The organism is Micromonospora sp. DT227 (assembly GCF_049841835.1).
GTDB lineage: Bacteria > Actinomycetota > Actinomycetes > Mycobacteriales > Micromonosporaceae > Micromonospora.
This window is the reverse complement of record NZ_JBNCLA010000001.1, coordinates 1553812-1576207: the sequence shown is the minus strand read 5'-3', so window position 1 is coordinate 1576207 and position 22396 is coordinate 1553812. Positions and strand designations below refer to the sequence as shown.

Here is a 22396-nt window from a genome sequence, read left to right as displayed (position 1 = left end):
CGGAAGGATGGACGGCATGCGCATCGTGGTACTGACCGGCGGCATCGGGGGCGCCCGGTTCCTGCTCGGCGTCCGGGCGTACGCCCGGGAGACCGGCGCCGACGTGACCGCCGTGGTCAACGTCGGCGACGACCTGCTGCTGCACGGGCTGAAGGTCTGCCCCGACCTGGACAGCGTGCTCTACACGCTGGGCGGTGGCGCCGACCCGGAGCGTGGCTGGGGGCGGGTCGGTGAGACCTGGACGGTGAAGACCGAGCTGGCCGCGTACGGGGCGGAGCCGAGCTGGTTCGGCCTCGGCGACAAGGACCTCGCCACCCACCTGGTGCGCACCTCCATGCTCAACGCCGGTTACCCGCTGTCCCAGGTCACCGAGGCGCTGGCCACCCGCTGGCAGCCCGGCGTACGCCTGCTGCCGGCCACCGACGAGCGGCTGGAGACGCACGCGATCGTGAGCGGGAGGAGTGAGCTTGCGAGCCCCGCAGTCGCGAACAGCGCCGGCACTGTCTCCGACGAGCAGGGGCGACGGGCGGTCCACTTCCAGGAGTGGTGGGTGCGGTACCGGGCCGAGGTGCCGACCGAGCAGTTCGTCTTCGTCGGCGCGGAGGCGGCGAAGCCCGCGCCCGGTGTGGTCGAGGCGATCGCCGCCGCGGACGTGGTGCTGATCGCGCCGAGCAACCCGGTGGTCAGCGTCGCCCCGGTGCTTGCCGTGCCCGGCCTGCGCGACGCGGTGGTCGGCGGTCCGGCCCCGGTGATCGGGGTGTCGCCGATCATCGGCGGCGCGCCGGTCCGCGGCATGGCCGACCGCTGCCTGGCCGTGCTCGGCGTGGAGTGCAGCGCGGCCGGGGTGGGCGCCCTCTACGGCAGCCGGTCCGGCGGCGGGCTGCTCGACGGCTGGCTGGTCGCCCCGGAGGACGAGGACGCCGTGGTGCCGGGCGTGACCGTCCGCGCGGCGCCGCTGCGGATGACCGACGAGGCGGCGACCGCCGCGATGGTGCGCGCCGCGTTGGAGTTGATGTGAGGCTGGAGATCCTGCCGGTGCCGGGCATCGGCCACGTGACCGAGGGCGACGACCTGGCGGCGCTGATCGCCGGCGCGGCGCCCTGGCTGCGCGACGGCGACGTGCTGGTGGTCACCAGCAAGATCGTGTCGAAGGCGGAGGGCCGACTGGTCGACGTGCCCGCCGACGGTCCGGAGCGCCTCGCCGCGCGGGACCGGGTGCTGGCCGCCGAGACCGCCCGGGTGGTCGCCACCCGGGGCGCGACCCGGATCGTGCAGACCCACCACGGCTTCGTGATGGCCTCCGCCGGCATCGACGCGTCCAACGTGGACAAGACCCGCCTGGTGCTGCTGCCGGTGGACCCGGACGCGTCCGCCCGGGCGTTGCGGGCCGCGCTGCGCGAGCGGCACGGTCTGGACGTCGCGGTCGTCGTCAGCGACACCATGGGCCGCCCGTGGCGCAACGGCCTGACCGACGTGGCGCTCGGCGTGGCCGGCATGCCGGCGATCCGCGACCACCGGGGCGAGGTCGACCCGTACGGCAACGAACTCCAGCTCACCCAGATGGCGGTGGTCGACGAACTGGCCGCCGCCGGTGAGCTGATCAAGGGCAAGTGCGACCAGGTGCCCGTCGCCGTGGTCCGCGGTTACCTCGCCGCGACCCGGGACGACGACGAGGGTGCCCGCGCGCTGGTGCGGGACGCCTCGCTGGACCTCTTCTCGCTGGGCACCGCCGAGGCGCACGCCGCCGGCCTCCGGGCGGCGGCCACGATCCCCGACGGGACCGGCCCGACGCCCCCCGACCCGGCCGCGGTGGACCGGGCGATCGCCGCGGTCACCGACCTGGTGGCCCCGGGCACCGTGTTCACCCATGTCACCGACGACGAGGTACGCGCCGGGTTCGCCGCCACGGTGCCCGACTGGCCGGCCACCGCCACCGGTCTGCTGCTCGGCGCGGCGCCGACGCCTGTCGACCGGCCGGACCTGGTCCGGTTCGGCGCGGACCTGCAACGCCTGCGCACCGCGCTGGCCGCCGAGGGCATCGGGTCGGTGCTGCTGCCACCGCCGGCCGGCAGCACCGCCAGCGCCACGCTGGCACTCTGACCGGCTCGGCGCGGTCCGGCTCGGTCCGGTCCGGTCCGGCGCGGTCCGGTCCGGTCCGGCTCGGCGCGGTCCGGTCCGGTCCGGCTCGGCGCGGTCCGGTCCGGTCCGGCTCGGCGCGGTCCGGTCCGGCGCGGTCCGGCCCGGCTCGGCGCGGTCCGGCCCGAGGACCGCGCGGTCGGGTAGCGAGGAGGGCGCGCTCAGGCACCGTGGACGGCACGCTCGAGCCACCGTGGACGGCGCGGTCAGGCGTCGAGGACGGCGCGGCCCAGCGGGGTCAGCGTGTGCAGCACGGTGTTGCGGTCCCGGTGGCTGACCAGCAGCCCGGCGTTGCGCAGCACGGTGGTGTGCTGACTGGCCGCGGCGGCGGAGATGCGCAGCCGCCGGGCCATCTCGCCGGTGGTGCAGCCCTCGTCGGCGACCTGGAGCACCGCCGCGCGGGTGCGGCCGAGCAGCGCGGCGAGCGCCTCGCTCTGCCCGGCGCCGAGGCCGGGCGTGAGGCCGCCGAGCCGGTCGACCGGGTAGACCAGCACCGGGGGCAACGTCGGATCGACAAGCGCCACCGGAGTGCGGGAACAGAAGAACGACGGGACGAGCAGCAGTCCTCGGCCGTCCAGGTGCAGCTCCCGGCTGTCCGGGTAGTCGAGCACCTCGAGCACCCCGCCGCCCCACCGCATGGCGGGTCGCAGGCTGGCGAGCAATCCCTCGGCACCACCGTCGAGCATGGCTCGGGCACGGCGGGCCCGGTCCGCCTCGACGGCGGCCTGGACCCGGGCCCAGTAGGGCGTGACGGCCAGGGACTGGTAGCGCGCCATGGCGTCGGTGAGGTGCTCCAACACCTCGGGTTCGCCCCGGGCGAGCGTGGTCGCCGAGGGCGGCAGCGGGGTCTCCGTGGCCAGCATGGTCAGGTCACGGCGCAGCATGCCGCGCGGGGTGCCGCGGACCGCCTCCAGCCCTGCCTCGATGCCGTCCTTGCTGGCGGACGGCGTGAGGAAGTCGGGAAAGTAGCCGCGCGGTGGATTGAGCGCGAGGAGCAACCGGTAGCGCTCGGCGCTGTTCTCGGCCCGCAGCCCCTGCGCGACGGCGCGCCGCCAGGTGGTCATCATGGGGTCACGGCCGCGCCCCTGGAGCAGGTGCAGGCTGAGGACCAGTTCCCAGAGCGGGTCCGCGGCCGGGGCGACCCGGGTCCGCAGAATGTCCTCACTCGAGAAAATAATCTTCAGCATGGAGAGCGCTCCCGGGTGGACGGCGGAGGTGCCCGCCACCCCTGGCACTTTACCCGCCGGCAGTAATCTCCATCTTTAAGCGTGACGTGAAAGACCTCGACGGTAGGGCGGCCGGTTCGGCAGACTCTCCCTTGCCCGCCGACGCCGGGGCGCAGTGTCGACCCGGGCGCCGGCTGACGGGCGTGGCCGGACGGCACCACGAGGGTCTGCGGATTCGTTCCGCAGGGGTGCCGTCCGGCCCTCGCTCATCCGATCCAGAGCGCCACCCGGTGGTCCTCGTCGGTCACGTAATAGCAGCGTCCCGCCTCCTCCGCCAGCCCTTCCACGTGGTGGAACGGGGCCAGCTCGGCCACCAGCTCCGCGCCCACCCGGGCGTCGTCCGCGGCGGCGTGGCGGAACCGCACGTGGCGGGACGTCACCTTCCCGCCGTGCGGGTGGTCGTCGAGCAGCACCGAACCCTTGCCCAGCGCGTCGATCGACCCGATCACCGCCGCGTAGCCGCCGTCGTCGGTCGGCGTGATCGCGCGGAAGCCGGCCAGCGCGCCGGCCGGCGTCACCCCGGTCAGCGCGTACGCCCCGAGCGCCCGGGGCCAGCTCGGCGCGGCCCGGTCGAACATCCCCGCCACCCCGGCCAGTTCCACGTAGATCGGCTCACCGGCGGCGGTCACCGGGAAACGCAGCCCGAGCAGCGCCGTCCCGGCCGGCGTGAACGCCGCCGCCTCCACGTTCAGCGGCAGGTCGTCCTCGGCCAGCCGGCTCACCCAGCCCTTGGCCCGGGCGGTGCCGCGCGCGACGGTCTCCGTCACGAACCGCTGCCGGACCCGCTCGCCCGGCGGCAGCGTGGCCAGCGGCGCGGCGACGAGCGCGTCGTTGATCGCCCGGTGCAGCCGGAACCGGTTGCGCACCACGTGCACGGCGAGCGGACCGGACACCGCGTCGTCCTCCCGGAACCGGGCCACGAACGCGCGCCGGGGCCGCAACGGCCCGGCCTTCGACCCGAAGTGCGAGCCGAAGACGTACACCCAGCCGTCGTGGTGGGCGAGCGCCTCGCCGTCCTCGGTGCGGCCGTTCTCCGGGCCCGCGTCGGCGGGTACGTGGTGCGCCACCCACTCACCGTCGTCGCGTTCCAGCAGCAACGCCAGGCACTGCTCGACCGGCCCCTCGTCCAGCACGGTCCAGAAGCCGCGCCGCGCGCCGTACGCCCGCAGCAGCGTCGGCGAACGGACCGGCAGCAGGTCGCTGGCCTCGTTGCCGGCCACCAGGAACTCGACGAGTCGAAGGGTCACCGGGTCAGGGTACGGAGGCCGCGCTCGTACAGTGTCCGGGTGCCCGACACCGATCACACCGCGTACGCCGACCTGCACGCCGACGCCACGACGACGCTGAGCCGCTGGACGGCGACCAGCCCGGCCGCCGCCGCCAACCGGGACCGGACGCTGGCGCTGCTGGCCGCCGGGCCGGTGGCGATGAGCCGCGCACACCGGCCCGGGCACGTCACCGCCAGCGCGTTGGTCCTCGAACCGACCGGCGGTCGGGTGCTGCTCTGCCTGCACGGCAGGTTCCGCAAGTGGGTGCAGCTCGGCGGGCACTGCGAGCCCGGCGACCGGACGCTGGCGGCGGCGGCGCTGCGCGAGGCGACCGAGGAGTCCGGGATCACCGGCCTGACCCTGGACCCGGTACCGATCGACGTGGACGTCCACCAGGTCGCCTGCCAGGGCGGCTCCCTGCACTACGACGTCCGGTACGCGGTGTTCGCCCCGGCCGGCGCGGTCGAACGGGTCAGCGACGAGTCCGAGGCGTTGGGCTGGTTCCCGCCCGACCGGCTGCCGGAACCGCTGGCCGGCGGGACCGCCCAACTGGTGGCGCCGGCGCTCGCGGCGCTGGCCCGTCGCGCCACCGGGTGACGGGACGGGCCGGCGGCGCGGCGGCTCAGACCAGGCCCTCCTCGCCGCGCTCCTTGAGCTGGTCGACGATCTTCTTCACGTCCTGTGCCCGGTCCCGGGGGCAGACCAACAGCGCGTCCGGGGTGTCCACCACGATCAGGTCACGCACGCCGACGGTGGCGACCAGGCGGCCGGAGTGCGGCACCACCACGGTGCCGGTGGTGTCGTGCAGCAGCACGCCCGGCTTCGCGTCGCCGCCGAGCACCACGTTGCCGGCGGCGTCGGCCGGCAGCACCTCGCTGAGCGTGTGGAAGTCGCCGACGTCGTTCCAGCCGAAGTCGCCGGGCACGGTCGCCACCCGGCCGGCGGTCGCCGCGCCCTCCATCACCGCGTAGTCGACCGAGATCTTCGGCAGCGTCGGCCAGACCGTGCCGAGCACGTCGTCCTGCTCGGGGCTGCCCCAGGCCGCCGCGATCGCGGTGATCCCGGCGTGCAGCGCCGGCTGCTGGCGGGCCAGCTCGGCCAGGAAGACGTCCACCCGCCAGACGAACATGCCGGCGTTCCAGAGGTGCCGGCCGGAACGGAGGTATCCCTCGGCCACCTCGGCCGCGGGCTTCTCCTTGAACTCGTGCACCGGGCGCAGCGGCCCGGCGCCGACCGGGTCACCGGTCTCCAGGTAGCCGTAGCCGGTCTCCGGCCGGGTCGGGGTGATGCCCACCGTCATCAGCAGCCCCTGCTCGGCCCCGCGGATCGCCTGTCGCACGACCTCGGCCCAGCCGACCGGGTCGGCGATCAGGTGGTCGGCGGCGAACGCGCCCATCACCGCGTCCGGGGCGCGGCCGGCGATCACCGCGGCGGCCAGCGCGATGGCCGCGCAGGAGTCCCGTGGCGACGGCTCGACCAGGATGTTCTCCTCCGGCAGGCCAGCCAGTTGCCGGGCCACCGCCGCGGCGTGCGCGGCCCCGGTGACCACCAGTGTGCGTTCCGGTGTGGTCAGCGGCCCCAACCGGTCCACCGTGGCCTGCAACAGCGAGGCGGAGGTGCCGGTCAGCGGGTGGAGGAACTTGGGATGGCCGGCGCGGGACAGCGGCCACAACCTCGTGCCGCTGCCGCCCGCCGGGATGACGGCGTAGAACATCAGCACATCATGCCCGAAGCGGGCGAGCCGCCACGGCGGATGACGCGGCGCGCCACCCGCCGGTCAGGCGCGGGCCCGCCGCCAGGCGGCGATGTGCACCTCGGCACTGGACTCCCAGGTGAACTCCTTGGCCCGGTCGAAGCCGGCCTTGGCCAGCGACAGCCGCCGCTGCTCGTCGTCGAGCAGGGCGCCCAGGTCGGCGGCGATCTGATCCGGGTCCTCGCTGGTGTACGCCACCGCGTCGCCGCCCACCTCGGGCAGCGAGAGCCGCGGCGTGGTGAGCACCGGCGCGGCGCACGCCATCGCCTCCAGGATCGGCAGCCCGAAGCCCTCGCCGTAGGACGGGTAGGCGGCGACCAGCGCGCCGCCGAGGAAGCCGGGCAGGTCGGCGTAGCGCAGGTAGCCGGGGCGCAGCAGCCGCAGGTGCGACGGGACCTCGGCGACCGCGCGGTCGATGTCGTCGTCGTGCCCCTGGCCGCCGGCCACCACCAGCACCGGCGGGTTCGGCCGGTCGGCCACCGCCCGGGCCCAACCGCGGATCAGGTTGGGCACGTTCTTGCGCGGCTCCTTGGCGCCGAGGAACGCGATGTAGCTGTTGTCACCCAGCCCCAGCCGGGCCCGGACCCGGGCCTTCTCCTCGTCGCCCGGCGCGTGGAAGGCGGCCTGGTCGACACCGTGGTAGGCGACGTCGATGCGGGTCGGGTCGGCGTCCAGCAGCCGGATCAGCTCGTCCCGGGTGGCCTTGCTCGGCACGATCACCCGGGCGGCGCGACGCAGCGAGGTCTTGATCGCGCTGCGGAAGAACGTCCGGCGCGACTTGTCGTAGTGCTCCGGCTCGGTGAAGAACGTCGCGTCGTGCACGGTGACCGTCACCGGACACCCGGCCCGAAGCGGACAGGTGTAGAACGGCGAGTGCAGCACCTCCGCGCCGACCTGCTGGGCCAGCAGCGGCAGGCCGGTCTGCTCCCAGGCCAGCCGCGCGGGCCGGTGCGCCACCGCCGCCGGCGCCGGGACGATCTCGGCCCCGGGCAGCATCCGGGTGTAGCGCTCCAGGTCGGTGCGGAGACTCACCACCGCCAGGTCGACGCCGTCGCCGCAGACCCGGCCGAGCGCGCCGAGCAGGCCGTCGACGTATCGACCGACGCCGCCGCGATCGGCGGGGACACTCGTGGCGTCGATGAGAACGCGGGGCGGGCGACCGGCGGTCACGGGGCGACTCCTCAGATGGCGCGGTTGTGGGAAAGAACACTGTCGGCAAGCCTACGCCGCGCGGGCCGTCCGACGCTGACTGCGACCCGACGGTACGCCGACTTGTCGTCGTCATCGAGTACGCGGTCCGGGCGCGTATCGTTCGCTCCGATGGCCGACAACATTGCCCGGGTCTTCGCCGACGCGATCGCATCCGATCCCACCCGACCGCTGCTGACCTGGTACGACGATGCCACCGGCGAGCGCACCGAGCTTTCCGGCGCGACGCTGGCGAACTGGGTGGCCAAGACCGCCAACCTGCTCGTGGACGAGGTCGGCACCGCACCGGACGAGATGGCCGGCGTGTTGCTGCCGCCGCACTGGCAGACCGCCGCGGTGCTGCTCGGCTGCTGGTCGGCTTCGTTGACCGTGGTCGACGCGCCGGGCCAGGTGGAGGTGCTGTTCACCGCCGTCGACCGGGTCGACGAGGCGGCCCGCTGGCCGGCCGGCGAGCGTTACGCGCTGGCGCTGGACCCGTTCGCGCTGCCGATGCGGCAGGTGCCGGCCGGCTGCACCGACTTCGTGTCGGCGGTACGCGGGCACGGCGACCACTTCACCGCGTACCCCTCGGGTGGGGCGGGGGACGCGGCGCTGCTGGCCCGCGCGGAGGCCCGCGCCACGGAGCTGGGCCTCGCCCCCGGCGACCGCCTGCTGGTCGACGTGACCCGGCATCCCGACCCGGTGGACTGGCTGCTGGCCCCGCTGACCGCCCGCGCCACGGTGGTCGCCTGCGCCCACCCCACCCCGACCTGCCTGCCAGCCCGCGCCGACACCGAGAAAACCACCCACACCCTGACTTGACCTCCTCACCGCTCCCCGCGATCTTGCAGTTGCGGCCCTCGGGGTGGGGCATTCGCCCCTTTCGTCGGGGCAACAAGTGCAAGATCGACGGGGTGGGTGGGTGGGTGGGTGGGGGTCAGGAGGCGCGCTGCTGGGCCAGGGCGGCGAACGCGTTGAGGGACTCGGGGTTGACCAGGGCGCCCTTGGCCGCCGCCGCGTCGACCGGGGTGCCGGTGAGGATCTTCTTGACCGGGACCTCCAGCTTCTTCGCGCTCAGGGTGCGCGGGACCGCGCGGACCTGGTGGATCTCGTCCGGCACGTGCCGGGGCGACAGCGCGGTCCGTAGCTCACGGCAGATCTTCTTCCGCATCGCGTCGTCCAGCTCCAGGCCGTCCGCGAGCACCACGAACAGCAGCAGCTCCCCGGCGCCGCCCTCGTCGTCCTCCAGGTGCACCACCACCGAGTCGACCACCTCGTCGAGCCCCTCCACCACGGAGTAGAACTCGGCCGTGCCGAGGCGCACGCCGCCCCGGTTCAGGGTGGCGTCCGAGCGGCCGGTGATGACGCAGCCGCCGCGCTCGTTCACCGTGATCCAGTCGCCGTGCCGCCACACCCCGGGATAGACCTCGAAGTACGCCTCCCGGTAGCGGGCCCCGTCCGGGTCGTTCCAGAACCCGACCGGCATGCTCGGCATCGGCTCGGTGATCACCAGCTCGCCGAGCTGGCCGATCACCGCCGAGCCATCTGCGGAGCGGGCCTCCACCTTCGCGCCGAGCGCCCGGCAGGCGATCTCACCGGCGTGCACCGGCAGCAGCGGCACGCCGCCGACGAACCCGGTGCAGACGTCCGTGCCGCCGGAGAGCGACTGGAGCTGGAGACGGTCGCTGACGTTCTCGTACACCCAGGTGAAGCCCTCGGCGGGCAGCGGCGCGCCGGTCGAGCCGAGGCCGCGCAGCGCGGACAGGTCGGCGATCTCCCGCGGCACCAGCCCGGCCTTGCGGGAGGCCAGCAGGAACGGGGCCGAGGTGCCGAAGTAGGTGGTGCCGGTCTCCGCCGCCAGCCGCCACAGCGCGCCCAGGTCCGGATGGCCCGGATTGCCGTCGAACAACACGATCGCCGCGCCCACCGCCGGCCCGGAGACCAGGAAGTTCCACATCATCCAGCCGGTGGTGGTGAACCAGAAGAACCGGTCGGCCGGCCCCAGGTCGTGGTGCAGCGCCAGCATCTTCAGGTGTTCCAGCAGGATGCCGCCGTGGCCGTGCACGATCGGCTTCGGCAGGCCGGTGGTGCCGGAGGAGTACAGCACGTACAGCGGGTGGTCGAAGGCGACCGGGGTGAAGGACAGCGGCTCGTCGGTCTCCGCCGCCAGTTCCGCCCAGGTGACCGCGCCGTCCGGGGCCGGGCCGGCCGGATCGAGGTACCCGACGGCGACGGTGTGCCGCAACGACGGCAGCGCGGCCCGGATCGCGGCCACCTCGGCGCGCCTGTCGATCGGCTTGTCGCCGTACCGGTAGCCGTCCACCGCGACCAGCACCGTGGGCTCGATCTGCTGCCAGCGGTCGGTGACGCTGCGGGTGCCGAACTCCGGCGCGCAGGAGGAGAAGATCGCGCCCAGGCTGGCGGTGGCGAGCAGCAGGACGTACGTCTCCGGGATGTTCGGCGCGTACGCGGCCACCCGGTCGCCGGGGCCGACGCCGAGCCGGCGCAGGCCGGCGGCCACCCGGCGGACCCGCTCGCGCAACTGCGCCGCGGTGAGCGTCTCCGGGGCGCGGGTCTGCCCGTGCGCGATGACCGCCGGGTCGTCGTCGCCGAGCCCCGGCATGCGCAGCACGTTCTCCGCGTAGTTGAGCGTCGCGCCGGGGAACCAACGGGCGCCGGGCATGGACCTCCCGGCCAGTGTTGCGGTCGGGGGCGTGTGTGCAAGCACCTGGAAGTAGTCCCAGATCGAGGACCAGAACCCGGTCAGCTCGGTCACCGACCACTGCCACAGCGCGTCGTAGTCGGCGAACTCCAGCCCGCGGTGCTCGGCCAGCCAGCGCAGGTAGTCACCGATCCGGGACCGCTCGCGCACGTCGGCCGGGGGCGTCCACAGCACGTCAGACACGTTCCACCCTCCCCTGGGGCCCGGCACGACACTGTGCATGGGCCGTGGCGCCATCTTGCCCTACCTCGTACCGCCATTCTCCGCACCCGGTGCCGGCTACGGGGCGTGCCCACCCCACACCCCGCACCCCCACCCCATGTGGGCCGCGCGGCAAGCGGGGGCGTTTCCTCTACCGGAGGCGTTAAGCGGGGGCCCCTCCTTTCACCTCGCGGTGGAGTTGGATGGCGCGCCGGCGGGCCAGGCGGTGGGCGCGCCGGATCTCCGCCTCCCGGAAGCGGCGTTCGTCGTCGGGCGTCTCGGGCAGCACCGGGCGGACCGGTCGGGGCGCGCCGCCGACGTCCACGCCCACGAAGACCAGGTACGCGGTGGCGACCCGGACCGGCTCGTCCTCGGCCGAGTCCCAGCGTTCGGCGACCACCCGCACCCCCACCTCCATCGAGGTGCTGCCGGTCCAGTTGACCTGGGCGTGGGCGTGCACGAGGTCACCCACCCGGACCGGCTCGGAGAAGACGATCTCGTCGATGGAGGCGGTGACCGCGGTGCCGCCGCTGTGCCGGGCCGCCGCCGCGCCGGCCACGTCGTCGACGAACTTCATCAGTACCCCACCGTGCACGGTCCCGTACAGATTGACATCGACGGCGGTCATGATGCGACTCAGCGTGACGCGGGAGTACGAGGTCGGCTTACCCGACGGGACCGCAGGATGATCTGTCATGCCGAAAACGGTACGGTGCGCGGATGCGACATCTCTGGAGCTTCCTCGCCGGGTTGGTGGTGGCACCCGTCACCTGGGTGCTCGTCACCCTCGGTCAGGACGGATCTGGGCGGACCGTCAACCGCTGGGTGGAGATCGGTACGTACAGCACCCCCAACCTGATCGAACCGGCCGTCTACCTGGGCGTCGCCGGCATCCTGCTCGGCCTGCTCGGCACGCTGCGTTTCTCGCCGCTCGGCCCGCTGGTGGCGGGGCTGCTGCTCGCGGCCCCGTACGTGGGGCTGTTCGTCGCGCCCTTCACCGTGCGGGACCGGATCCCCGGCGACCTGAAGCTGCTCGGCGACCCGCTGCCGCTGCGCCAGCCGCTGGACAACGGCACGCTGTTCCTCATCGGCCTGCTGCTGCTGATGGCCGTGTTCAGCGGTGGACGCTGGCGTCGCCGGCCCGCGCCGGAGGGAGCCGGGGCGGAGCTGACCCCGGCCGGCCCTCCGGCCGAGCCCGAGCCCGCGCTCACCGGCTGGTCCGCGCCGGGCCCGGCGAAGGACCCGGACACCGCCCCGCTCACCCTGGCCTATCCCGAATCCCCCACCGAACCCCTGCCCCGCCGCACCGGCGGCGAGTCGCCCTGGTCGGCGCCGCCGCGCGCCGGCACCCGCCCGGACAGCCCCGACGACTTCCGCTGACCACCCGGGGTGGGCCGCCGGTCCCCGGTCGGCCCACCCCCTCCGGGGGCCGGCGACGCATCGGCCGAGTCGGATCTCGGACCCCGACCGCGGTACCCACGAACGAGTGACTGTCACTACAGTCAGCCGTTATGCCGATGCCTTCCGTCAGGACGCGACGGGCCGTCGGCGTGGCCACCGTCGTCCTGGCGTCGGCGCTCCTGGTCTTCGGCGTCCGCCTGGCCACCCGGGGTGATCCCCCGGTCGACGACGCCACCCGGGTCTGGTGCCTGTCGGCGGCCCACCGTCCGGGCCTGGTGGACGCCGCCCGCGCGCTCGGCCTCGCCACCCCCGGCCCGACCGAGGGGCAACTGAGCTGGTCCGGCCGCCGGGGCAGCCCGGAGCAGTGGCAGGCCGACCGGCGGGCCGACTTCGACCGCACCTGCCGGGCGCTGGCGGCCGCCGCCCGGTTGGACCGGGCCGGCGCCGGCACGCCGCCGCCGTCGCCCTGGGCCACCCTCCTCCCGTCGATCCTGCTGGCCGCCGCCAGCGCCGCGCTGGCCGGCTGGTTCAGCCGCCGGTCGGCCACCGCCGGCACCCGGCGGACGGAGGCGGACGCGCTGCGCGCGGCGACCCGGGAGTACGCGCTGGCCGTCGAGTCCCTGCTGTCGCACGTGGAACGGGTCACCCCGGGCCCGTTCCCGGGGGTGGACGACCTCCGGGCCCGGCGCCGGGAACTGGCCAGCCGACTGCACACGGTGGCCGGCGCGCATCCGCGTTGGCCGCTGGCCCGCCGGCTGGGTGACACGCTCGACGCGTCCGCGGGCCCGCTGCACGACGTGCCGCGCGGTGGCACGGCGGACGATCCCCGGCGTGCCGAGTGGGTGCGCGGGCAACGCACGGAACTGAGCCGGCTGGAGGCGCAGGTGGAGCAGGTGGCCCAGGCGGTGGAGAATCCCGGGCTGCTCCCGGGCCGCACCCCGGCGGGCGTACGGTGAACCCCCAGCCGCCCGACGCGCCGCCGCCGGGTCATCCGCCGAACCCGTTCGCGGTGCCCAGGTTGGGCAGCACCGACCCGCTCAACCCGCTCTGGTACGCCGAACACGTCAACTACTACGTCCCGGTGGACAACACCGAGGGGTCCTTCGAGCAGTGTCAGGGACGGTTCGCCGACGTCGCCCACCTGCACCACGAGGGGCGGCTGGTGCTGGTCCGGGGCGAGCGGGGGTGCGGGAAGACCGCGCTGGTCAACCGCTGCGCGCACTGGCTGCGCGATCGGCTCGGCCGGGACGCGCTGCGGGCGGAGGTGGTCAACCTGCGCCAGGAGGCCCACGAGAACGACCCGATCCCCACCCGGCGGGAGCACACCTGCCGGGCGCTGCTCGACAAGCTGAACGAGCTGCAACTGCTGCGCCACAACCTGGCGTACGAGATGCGCGACCGGCCCGACGACGCGTACCGCAACCTGCCCGGCTGCCTGGACCCCGACCAGGCGCTGATCGTGCTGCTGCCGCCGGTGGAGCTGATCGAGGAGCTGCACTACTACGCCGCGCGGGCGCCCCGGCGGATGGTCTTCTTCGCCGAGACCACCAGCGCACTGGATCGCCGGGACCGGGACGTGCTGGGTCGCAACACCGTCCACCTGGAGGTCGACGGCTTCGACCACCGGCACGCGGCCCGTTTCGCCGCCGACCGGCTCGGCCGGCTGAAACCCGGGCTGCTGCCTCCGCTGGCGGATACCGCACTGGAGGAGTACATAGACGACGGCAGATTGGCAACGATCCGCGAGATGCAATGGTTACTCTTCGGCGTTTACGAGACACTACGTGTGCAAGATGAGCGACCCAACCAGGTGACCTGGCAGGATCTGGCCCGACACTTCATGAGAGAAGCCCGCCGCCTCAGGGAGCAGCCTTGATGGACGCGTACGACCCGGCCCCGATCGGCGAGGCGAACCCCTATCCGTCGAGCGCCGTGGCGCAGGTCGCCGACACCGGGTCGACCGTCTACACCATTCCCACCGCGGCGGTCCGCCGGGCCACCGACGCGATGAACGGCTACCTCGACGCGCTGCGCGACGCTCCGCAGACGCCGGCCGGTCGGGTGGTCGCCGTGGTGGGCGACTACGGCACCGGCAAGACCCACCTGGCGTCCTACCTGGTCCGACACGCCACCGAGCGTCTCGACGGCGACCTCCAGTCGATCTACCTGACCGCCCCGCCGGACACGTTCGTCTCGCTGTACCGCACCTTCGCCGACAAGCTCGCCGACCGCCGGGAGGTGGTGCACCGGCGCGTCCGCGGCCTGTACGCCGACATCCTCGCCGTCGAGCTGCGCCGGTCCCGGGTCACCGAACCCCTGGCCGAGCAACTGCTCGCCGGCGCCCTGGACCCGGTCGCCGTGGTGGACACCTTCAACATGATGGAGAGCCAACTGCTCGGGCAGTTGCGCGACCGGCTGCGGAAGGTCACCGAGAACGCCGAGTTCGCCCGCGCGCTGACGCTGCTGCTGCGCGGCGGGTTCGAGGACCCGGTCTGGGAGTGGATCGCCGGTCGGCCGCCGGCCGACGTGCTCCGCGAGCGGGGGATCACCGGCACGCTCACCGGCAGCGAGGCCACCGCGCTCCAGGCGATGGGCGTCTTCGCGCTGCTGATCGGCTACGGCCCGAACCCGTTCGTCCTGGTCATCGACGAGTTGGACCAACTGCTCACCGCCGCCGGCCGGCGGGAGGACGAAGCCCTCGACGCGTTCAAGGAGATGCTGCGGGTCTTCGCCGCCTCCAACACGTTCCTCCTGCTCGCCGGGCTGCCCGACCTGCTCGGCACGCTCCGGCGCGACGTGCGGGACCGCAGCGGCGAGCAGATCACGATGACCCCGCTCAGCGCGGCCGACGTGCTCGACTACGTGCTGCGGCGGCAGCGGGGCCGGCTGGAGCCGTTCAGCGAGGCGACCGTCGGGCAGCTCGTCGAGCTGGCCAACGGCGTCCCCCGGGGCATCATCTCGCTCTGTCACCGGCTCTGGCGGCGGGCCCGCGACCAGGGCGGCCAGGTCACCTCCGGCATGGTCCGGGAGGCGGCCCGCGAGCTGTACGGGGGCGTCGGCGCGCAGAACATCCTGGCCGAGATCCGGCGGGTGCTGGTGAGCACCGGCCACGAGAACTCCCAGCCGGACTACTTCCCCATCGACGACCCGGACAGCCGCATCGACTACTGGATCCCGGCCGGTCGGGACGACGCCGGCTGCGGCATCCTGGTCTCCGGTCCGCTGCTGGAGGAGAGCGACGCCGCCCGGGTGGAGACCCGGGCCCGGATCAGCCACGCGTACCGCGACTGCGAACTGCTGCTCGTCGTGCTGGAGCCGGTGCCCGAGCGCTTCCTCCCCCGGATCCGCGAGGCCGTCGGCCGGGAGCCGCTGCTCTACCGCCCCCGGTCGTTCGCCGACCAGCTCGCCGCCGAGGTGACGTCGATGACCGGGCGGATCGAGGAGCGTTACCCGGCCGACGGGCCGCTGGTGCCGTTGGCACCGCACATGGCCCGGCTGGACCGCCGCCAGTCGGCCACCCAGCACCTGCTCGGCCTGCTCAACGGTTCGCTCAGCGACCTGCGGGCCCAGAACGACGAGCACCTGGCGGCGATCCGCCGGGAACTGCGCGAGCTGCAACGCTGGCCGGTCCCGCCCGGCGACCGACGCACCGGCGACGACCTCGCCGACCTGCCGACGTCGGTGACCGAGCTGTTCGACCGCGCCTTCGCCGTGGTGGACCTGCGGACGCCGGTCGGCGTGCTGTTCCGGCGGGCGTTCGTCGAGGACGAGGGCGGCCGGGGCGCGCGGCAGGCGGTCCGGGCCCGGGTCCGGACCCCGGAGGTCCAGTCGGCGGTCGGTGTCGCCGCGCTGCTGAACGCGCTCGTCGAGGCGTTCGGGCTGGCCGTGGCGGAGTGGTACCGTGCGGCCCGCCAGCGCCCCGGCGGTCCCGCCCCCTTCCAGTGGGACCGGCTGAACGAGATGTGCCAGATCTTCGACGCCGTGCACGAATACCTGCCCGTGCGGCAGCTCCGCGGCGCGCGGGACCTCGTGGACGACGACGTCCGCCGGCCGGAGACGGCGAGCGACGTGCTGACCGACTTCAGTGCGCGGGTGCGCCGGGAGCTGGTGACCGCCCTGACCGACGACGCGGCCTGACCGCCGGCGCCGGCCCGGCCGGGGCCGTCCCCGGACCACCCCGGCCGGACGCCTCACGCAGGCCGTTCGTCAACGCGTGCACCAGGTTGACGACGAGGATCGCCGGCGCCACCACGGCGACCGTGCCGACGAACTGCCGTTCCAGCACCAGCGCCAGGATGACGGCGGTGATGCCGTTCTGCTGGCCGAGCAGCACGTCGAGGCGGTCGGCGGCGGGGAGCCGGGCACAGATCACGGACGCCACCACCACGTGCGCCGCCACGGCGGCCAGCCCCAGCACCACGCCCGGCACCGGGTCCACGCCACCGACCAGCACCAGCCCGAGCGCGAACGTGGCGGCCAGGAACGCCCAGCGGGTCAGCAGGTCGAGCACCCGCCCGATCGGCGGGCGGTAGAACAGCCCGGCCACGGCGAGCCCGAGCAGCAGGAACTGGTCGACCGCCAGCACCGCGAGCCCGAGCAGGACCACGAGCTGACCGACGGTCACCGCCCGGCCGACCCACACGGCGCGGGTGACCGCCCACCGGTGCAGGGCCCGGGTACCCCACCAGGCCACCGCGGCCACGGCGGCGAGCAGCGCGTTCCGCGCCAGGGAGAGCGCGAACCCGCCCAGGTCCGCCGTCGTCGGGCCGGCCGGATCGCCGGGCAGCGCGGGGACCACCCAGGCGGCGGCGTACACGGTCAGCAGCACGGTGACCGGGTCGTCGAACGACGCCCACGCGGACAGGATCGACTGCGCCTGCCCGGACATCCGGGAGCGCAGCCGGGTCGCCGCGAACGACAACGGGTCGATCTGGGCGACCGCCACCCCGAGGACCAGGAACGCCGGCCGGCCGAACGCGAGGTACATCACCGCCGAGATCAGCGCCGCCTTGACCAGTACGCCGACGGTGACCGCCAGCAGCACCAGCCGCAGGTTCCGCCGGGCCGCCGCGAGGTCGATGCCGTGGGTGCTGGCGAACAGGCCGACCGCCAGCAGCGCGGTGGCCACCGTCAGGTAACCGGCGGACCGGTGGACGTCGGTCCAGCCCCGCCCGGCCGCCAACGCCCAACCGGCGGCGGCGACCAGCACGAACAGGGCGCTGCGGCGCAGCGAGGGCAGCACCGCCTCGACCACCCGGGCCCGGCGGTCGGCGGGAGCCGGCCCCGCCCCGCCCGGCGGCGCGCTCACCCGGCCAGCTCGGCGCCGAACACCGCCGCCGTCTCGTCCCCCTCCGCCACCCGGTCCTGGTCGAGCGTGACCGCGAGCAGGTAGCGGTCCAGCCCCACCGGATAGCAGTAGAACGCGCCCAGGTCGACGTCGAGCACCAGCCGGCGCACCCGGGAACCGATCGCCGGGTGCGCGGACCGCACCACGGCGCGCAGCAGCTCGTCCACCCGCTGGGCGAGGTGACCGTAGAAGGCCCGCCGCCGGGCCGGGGACGCGTCCGCGAAGAAGTCGTCCAGCCGCGGGTCGTCGAGCACGTCCGCGGAGGCCTCCAGCCGGCCCGGCCGGCACACCGCCACGTAGTGCAGGCCCTCGGCGTGGACCTGCCCGGCGCAGCGGGCCGCCAACCCGGCGTACGACTCGTCGCGTACCCAGGTCCGGGGCCGCGACTCGGCGGCGGGCGGACCGGACGGGCCGGACGGGCCCGACGCGGTGCTGGTGGGGGTGAGCCAGCCGCCGTAGTTGGTGGGTTGCTGGCCGGCGGCCGTGTGCTCCGCGTTGGCCAGCCGGGACAGGCCGATGTCGGCGGCCCGGATCGTCGGCTGCCGGGGCGGCGGCCCGTCCGCCGGATCCTCCACCCGGACCACGCCGACGAGGTGCTGTTCCCGGCTCAGTTGCAGGGCGAAGAGCGCGCCCCGCGCGGTGTGCAGCACCACCCGGATCAGGTCGCCGCTGCGCGCCGGGCGCAACACCCCGCCCAGGGTGGTCATGGCGTGCACCACGTCCCGGTCGACGAGCTGCCGCTCGTCGGCGTCCAGCTCGTGGGCGCCGGCCACCGGCGCCGGGGCGTCCAGGGCGAAGTCGCAGACCCCGGTCCGGTACCGGGCGAGGTGGAGCATCCCGGGCAGGCTCCGCATCAGCCGCTCGCACGCGTCCACCATGGCCGGCCGCTCCCGGACATGGTCGGCGAGCATCACGTCGATCCGCCCGTCGACGCCGGGCGGCTGGGCCGCCTCGTCGGCGGGAATGGGGGCGCTCATGTCGCCGGGACCTCCATGTCGACGAAGTCGAGCTTCGCGGGCCCGTACGGGATGCCACCGCTGATCTCGCCGTCGGTCACCAACGCGGCCAGGAGCCGCCGGGTGGCGCGCAGGTACGGGTGTTGGAGCCCGAGGAAGTGGCGGCCCTCGTCGAGGACACCGCGCAGCAACCGTTCCGCCTCAATGGTCCGCTGCGCCGCCGCCAGGCTGCCGGCCAGGTTGACCTGACCGCCGAGCGTCCACGGGTGCGACTCGCCGAGGGTGGCCGCCAGTCCGGTGGCGGCCTGACGCCCGGCGGACACCGCCTCCTCGAGGTCGCCGACGCCGCGCAGCAGCACCCCGCGCAGGCTCAGGCAGACCTGGGTGAACGGATGCTCGGGCGGGAGGTCGCGCCGGTAGCCGGCCAGGCTCTCGTCCGCCAGCCGCACCGCGTGTTCGCTCTCCCCGCCCAGGTGGTAGTCGACGGCGAGACTGAGCCGGCAGGACTGGGTACGCGGATTGTCCTCGCTGAGCAGCCGTCGCAACGCCAGGTAGGCGCGGCTGTTCAGTTCCTTGGCCCGGGTGAGTTCCTCCTGCCGGCGGGCGATGACCGCCAGGTGGCGGATGATCCGCAGCAGCAGCGTGTCCTCCTCGCCGTTGCGGCCGGCCGGCAACCGCTCCTGGTACGCCTCCTGGAGCAGCTTCCGCGCGCTGGTGAGGTCGCCCAGGTCGCCCAGGTAGCGACCGAGGTCGCTGGCGAGTTCCAGGGTGTCGGGATGGTCGTCGGCGAAGAGCCGCCGGCGGCGGGCCAGCGTCTCCCGGGCGACCCGGACCGCCTCGTCGGTGCGCCCGGCCAGGTAGTACGACTGGGCCAGGTTGTGCGCCGCGACCAGCGTCTCCGGGTGGGAGTTGCCGAACTGGTCCCGGAAGCCCCGCCAGGTGGCCTGGTCCTCGATGAGCGCCGGCCGGAACCGGCCGAGCCCGCGCAGGTCACCGGCGAGACCCCGGCGGGTGACGAGGACCCGCGGATGGTCGTGACCGAGCAGGACCGTGCTCTCCCGCAGCACCTGCCGGCTGAGCGTCAACGACTCGTCGCTGTGGCCCAGGGTCCGGGTGACGTCGGCGAGGCGGGTCGCCAACCGCAGCGTGATCCGGTCCTGCCAGCCGTACGCGGCCAGCCAGCGGTCCAGCACCGGGCGCCAGAGCCGGTGCGCCTCGGCGGCCTCGTCCTCGCCCCGGGCGATGAGGTGTTCGAGCTGCTCGACCACCAGCCGGCGGACGTCGTCCGGGCCGTCCGCGTCCAGAGCGCCGGAGCTGAGCAGGTGCTGGTGCAGCTCGTGCCGCAGCGCGGAGGCCGCCGCGATGGTCCGGGGCGCCGCCCCGGCCAGGGCGAGCAGGAACCGCCTGCGGCGCGCGGCGTGCTTCCCGGCGGTCATGTCGGCCAGCACGGTGGCCTGCACGGCGGGGTGCATCCGGACCGCCCCGTCGCGGCCCCAGGCGACGTCGAACAGCCGGAACCGCATCCCCAGCGCCAGGGCCCGGTCCATCTCCCACCCGTCGGCGCGCAGCAGGGTCGCGTCCTCGTCGGCCAGGTCGGCGGCGACCTGCCCGCGCATCCGCCGGGACTGGACCAGCGCGAGCGACATGCCGATCGGCGCGGCGAAGGCGTACATCTCCGTCAGCATCACCGCGACCCGGCCGCTGAACTCCTCGTCCATCAGCCGCAACGCCACCCGGACGATCCGTCGGGTGGGGGACGCCCCGTCGCCGGTGGGCCGGATCGCCTCCAGGAAGGCCGGCACCGCCGCGTCCGGGCCACGCGACCCGGTGACCGCCTCCCGCTTGTCGAGCAGGATGCCGGCCTGGCCCAGCAGCCCCGACGCCAGCCGCAGGTCCAGCGGGAACGTGCCCACCGCGTCGACGACCGCGGCGGCCGGGGCGGCGGACAACCCGGGCACCTGCCGGATGAGCAGCCCGGTCGCGTCGTCGCGGCGCAGCCCGTCGACGGCCACCGAGGGGCCGTAGACCGGCTGGTCCCCGGTGCCGCCGGTGACCACGACGTGCCCGCGGCCGGAGGGCAGCAGCCCGACCAGGTCCGCCGGGTCACCGACCCCGTCGTAGACCAGCAGCCACTGTTCGCCGCGCTTCCGCAGCTCGGCGAGCATCTCGTGGACGGCGTTGCCGCTCGGCTCGACCCCGAGCGCGTCGGCGAGCGCCGCCAGCGCGGTACGCACCGCGTGCCGGCTGCCCGCCGGGATCCAGACGATCAGCCGGTAGTCGCGGTGGAACCGGGCCACGTACTCGCGGGCCAGCGTGCTCTTGCCGGCGGCCAGCGGGCCGCGTACCCACACCGGTTGGCCGCCCGGGTTCGCCAGCAGCGCGTCGCGCAGCTCGCTCAGCTCCCGGTCCCGGCCGACGAACAGCCGCGGCCGGTCGGGCAGGCCGAACGTCTTCCGGGACTGGTCCTCCCGGCCCGGGAAGCCCACCCGCCAGGGCCGGTCCAGCGGCGAGGGTTTGAGCGCGGCCAGGCCCAGCGCGGCGCGCAGGCGTCGGCGCGCCTCCGGCTCGTCGCAGTCGAAGAGGTCCACCGGTCGACCGGCCGGGGGTGGACCGGCCGGGACGGTACGCAGCACCAGCAGTTCCGTGCCGGGCCGCGCCGCCACCTCCCCGGTCAGCGCGTCGAGCCACGCCTCGTCGTCGTCCTCGACGCCGGGCCCGCCCGCCCGCTGCGCGGTGGGGTCCGGGGCGACCGCCAGCACGGTGGCCGGCCCGTCGGGGGCCGGACCGCGTGGGCGCCAGGGCCGGACCCGGATGTCGAGTTCGGTCAGCTCGGCGCTCAGCCAGTCGGCCCACGGCCGCTGCCGTTCCGGGGTGGCCACGAACAGCTCGCCGACGTTCTCGGCGAGCGGCCGGCTGAGCCCGAACCGGTAGCGCGCCCGGACCGGCTCCGCCTCCGGCTCGGCCCGGTCCAGCTCACCCTGCGTCAGCAGACTCAGCAACTGGCCGTACGCCGCCAGCACCGACGCGCGGTGCGGGGACTCCTCCAGCAGCGGGGCGAGCGGTTGGCCCTCCGGGCCGCCGGGAATGGCGACCTGCCAGAAGTCGACGCCCACCGCCGGCTCGTCCAGGGCGCCGCGGAAGCTCGACGCCACCTCGTCGGCGTGCCGGCGGGCGGCCACCGCGTCAGCGGGGGCCGACTGCGTGGTGGCGGCGATGATCCGGATCCCGGCGGGAGCGCCGCGGTGCACCTGGCGGGCCACGGCGGCGGCGTCGGCGAGCCGGGGCGCCCGGTAGGGGAAGCAGACGACGAGCGCGTCGCAGAGGACGGCCAGCCACTGGGCGACCGTCTCGGAGAAGTCGGCGGGGTCGAGCAGGACGTCGTCGTACTCGATGAACCGCAACTGCCGGCGCAGTTCACTGCGGATCGTGCCGCCCAGCCCACCGCCGATCTCGGTCACCGGCGGCCAGGTCGCCGACTCGGGCACCCACACCACGTCGAGGTGACCGGCGGGGGCGGCGTAGCGCCGCAGGGTGGGCTGCCCGGTGGTGAACCCGGGCAACGCGAACATCAGGTCGGTCAGCCCGCGCGGCAGATGGTCGGTGAGGGGCGACTCTCCGCTGTAGAAGGGGCTGAGGTGCTCGTGCACCCGGACCGCCCCCCGGCCGGCGTCCACCACGAGCACCCGGCGGCCGGCGCGCGCCAGCAGCCAGGCCACGTTGCTTGTCACGTTGGTGCGCCCGGTCAGGCTCTCCGCGGCGACGAAGGCGGTCACCCTGGTCTCGGTCGCCCCCGGCTCGGGCCGGGACGCGGAGGCGCCGCGCGCCGGGGCGTCCGGAAACCCGTCGATCGTCATGCCGTCCCCCCGTCGGACCCGGTGTCGGACGTCGTCCACCGCCGCCGCGCGCCCGGATTGTCGGCCTGGTTGCCGAACCAGAGGAACTCGGCGGTCGGGTCGCCGCTCTCGTCGATCAGCCGCCGCAGGGACCGGTGCAACTGCCGGCGCGGGATGGCGTCGAGGTCGGCCGGGTCGAGTTCCGCCACATCGAGCAGTTGGGATATCAGTGGCCGGTCGCCACCGCTCACCCGTTCCGACATCTCCGGCCCAACCTTCGATCCATCGACACCACCACTCCGCACGGCACAGCCAGCGTTCCGGCAGTAACATATCGTAGCCTTCATCGATGTCCACCGTCGTCG

Annotated in this window: 18 protein-coding genes; 8 read left to right on the top strand and 10 right to left on the bottom strand. The window is 74.6% G+C overall.

Features of this window, described 5'->3' with window-relative positions; translation table 11 throughout:
* Positions 1–16: 16 nt before the first annotated feature.
* Both cofD and ACLQ2W_RS08045 read left to right on the top strand, forming a co-directional pair.
* Complete coding sequence (gene cofD, locus ACLQ2W_RS08050) at positions 17–1018, top strand: 2-phospho-L-lactate transferase (protein WP_425785842.1); 1002 nt, start codon at positions 17–19, stop codon at positions 1016–1018.
* The gene (locus ACLQ2W_RS08045; RefSeq protein ID WP_425785841.1) at positions 1015–2100 is read left to right on the top strand and encodes a coenzyme F420-0:L-glutamate ligase; all 1086 of its coding nucleotides are present in this window, start codon (positions 1015–1017) and stop codon (positions 2098–2100) included. Before cofD ends, ACLQ2W_RS08045 begins: the two co-directional genes overlap by 4 nt.
* 242 nt (positions 2101–2342) lie before the next feature.
* Here the strand turns inward: ACLQ2W_RS08045 and ACLQ2W_RS08040 are convergent, their stop codons facing one another.
* Together ACLQ2W_RS08040 and ACLQ2W_RS08035 are read right to left on the bottom strand one after the other, a co-directional pair.
* A complete protein-coding gene (locus tag ACLQ2W_RS08040; RefSeq protein ID WP_425785840.1) occupies positions 2343–3323 on the bottom strand; it encodes an ArsR/SmtB family transcription factor in 981 nt (326 codons plus the stop codon).
* A 245-nt stretch (positions 3324–3568) separates the two neighbouring features.
* Positions 3569–4609, bottom strand: coding sequence for a hypothetical protein (locus ACLQ2W_RS08035; RefSeq protein ID WP_425785839.1), 1041 nt, complete (start codon positions 4607–4609; stop codon positions 3569–3571).
* 39 nt (positions 4610–4648) lie between these two features.
* On the opposite strand from ACLQ2W_RS08035, the gene ACLQ2W_RS08030 reads away from it, so the two are divergent.
* A complete protein-coding gene (locus ACLQ2W_RS08030) occupies positions 4649–5227 on the top strand; it encodes an NUDIX hydrolase (RefSeq protein WP_425785838.1) in 579 nt (192 codons plus the stop codon).
* 25 nt (positions 5228–5252) lie between these two features.
* Here ACLQ2W_RS08030 and ACLQ2W_RS08025 read toward each other — a convergent pair whose 3' ends face one another.
* Positions 5253–6344 (bottom strand): mannose-1-phosphate guanylyltransferase, encoded by a 1092-nt coding sequence (locus tag ACLQ2W_RS08025; protein WP_425785837.1) that lies wholly within the window; start codon positions 6342–6344, stop codon positions 5253–5255.
* 63 nt (positions 6345–6407) lie between these two features.
* A complete protein-coding gene (locus tag ACLQ2W_RS08020) occupies positions 6408–7553 on the bottom strand; it encodes a glycosyltransferase family 4 protein (RefSeq protein ID WP_107157768.1) in 1146 nt (381 codons plus the stop codon).
* A 150-nt stretch (positions 7554–7703) separates the two neighbouring features.
* On the opposite strand from ACLQ2W_RS08020, the gene ACLQ2W_RS08015 reads away from it, so the two are divergent.
* A complete protein-coding gene (locus tag ACLQ2W_RS08015) occupies positions 7704–8393 on the top strand; it encodes a TIGR03089 family protein (RefSeq protein ID WP_425785836.1) in 690 nt (229 codons plus the stop codon).
* A gap of 115 nt (positions 8394–8508) precedes the next feature.
* On the opposite strand, the gene ACLQ2W_RS08010 is transcribed toward ACLQ2W_RS08015, so the two are convergent.
* The gene (locus tag ACLQ2W_RS08010; RefSeq protein ID WP_425785835.1) at positions 8509–10476 is read right to left on the bottom strand and encodes an acetoacetate--CoA ligase; all 1968 of its coding nucleotides are present in this window, start codon (positions 10474–10476) and stop codon (positions 8509–8511) included.
* Positions 10477–10657: 181 nt separating this feature from the next.
* Positions 10658–11191: an acyl-CoA thioesterase gene (locus ACLQ2W_RS08005; RefSeq protein WP_281944081.1), complete on the bottom strand. Its 534-nt coding sequence runs from the start codon at positions 11189–11191 to the stop codon at positions 10658–10660.
* Positions 11192–11214: 23 nt separating this feature from the next.
* Here ACLQ2W_RS08005 and ACLQ2W_RS08000 point away from each other — a divergent pair, with 23 nt between their 5' ends.
* From ACLQ2W_RS08000 to ACLQ2W_RS07985, 4 genes are all read left to right on the top strand, one after another.
* Entirely contained in the window at positions 11215–11874 is a 660-nt protein-coding gene (locus ACLQ2W_RS08000; protein ID WP_425785834.1) for a hypothetical protein, read from the top strand.
* Positions 11875–12011: 137 nt separating this feature from the next.
* Positions 12012–12851 carry a hypothetical protein gene (locus ACLQ2W_RS07995; protein ID WP_425785833.1) on the top strand — a complete coding sequence of 280 codons (840 nt, stop codon included), beginning with the start codon at positions 12012–12014 and terminating at the stop codon, positions 12849–12851.
* Positions 12852–12913: 62 nt separating this feature from the next.
* Positions 12914–13771, top strand: a complete 858-nt coding sequence (locus tag ACLQ2W_RS07990) for a hypothetical protein (protein ID WP_425785832.1) — start codon at positions 12914–12916, stop codon at positions 13769–13771.
* Positions 13771–16032 carry an AAA family ATPase gene (locus ACLQ2W_RS07985; protein WP_425785831.1) on the top strand — a complete coding sequence of 754 codons (2262 nt, stop codon included), beginning with the start codon at positions 13771–13773 and terminating at the stop codon, positions 16030–16032. The genes ACLQ2W_RS07990 and ACLQ2W_RS07985 overlap by 1 nt, the downstream gene beginning before the upstream one ends.
* Here ACLQ2W_RS07985 and ACLQ2W_RS07980 read toward each other — a convergent pair.
* From ACLQ2W_RS07980 to ACLQ2W_RS07965, 4 genes are read right to left on the bottom strand one after another with little or no spacing between them, the layout of a single operon-like run.
* Positions 15977–17203 (bottom strand): hypothetical protein, encoded by a 1227-nt coding sequence (locus ACLQ2W_RS07980; RefSeq protein WP_425785830.1) that lies wholly within the window; start codon positions 17201–17203, stop codon positions 15977–15979. The genes ACLQ2W_RS07985 and ACLQ2W_RS07980 overlap by 56 nt on opposite strands.
* A complete protein-coding gene (locus tag ACLQ2W_RS07975) occupies positions 17200–18219 on the bottom strand; it encodes a hypothetical protein (protein WP_425785829.1) in 1020 nt (339 codons plus the stop codon). The genes ACLQ2W_RS07980 and ACLQ2W_RS07975 overlap by 4 nt, the downstream gene beginning before the upstream one ends.
* Complete coding sequence (gene fxsT / locus ACLQ2W_RS07970) at positions 18216–22052, bottom strand: FxSxx-COOH system tetratricopeptide repeat protein (protein ID WP_425785828.1); 3837 nt, start codon at positions 22050–22052, stop codon at positions 18216–18218. The genes ACLQ2W_RS07975 and fxsT overlap by 4 nt, the downstream gene beginning before the upstream one ends.
* Entirely contained in the window at positions 22049–22294 is a 246-nt protein-coding gene (locus ACLQ2W_RS07965; RefSeq protein ID WP_396777176.1) for a hypothetical protein, read from the bottom strand. Before ACLQ2W_RS07965 ends, fxsT begins: the two co-directional genes overlap by 4 nt.
* Positions 22295–22396 lie beyond the last annotated feature (102 nt).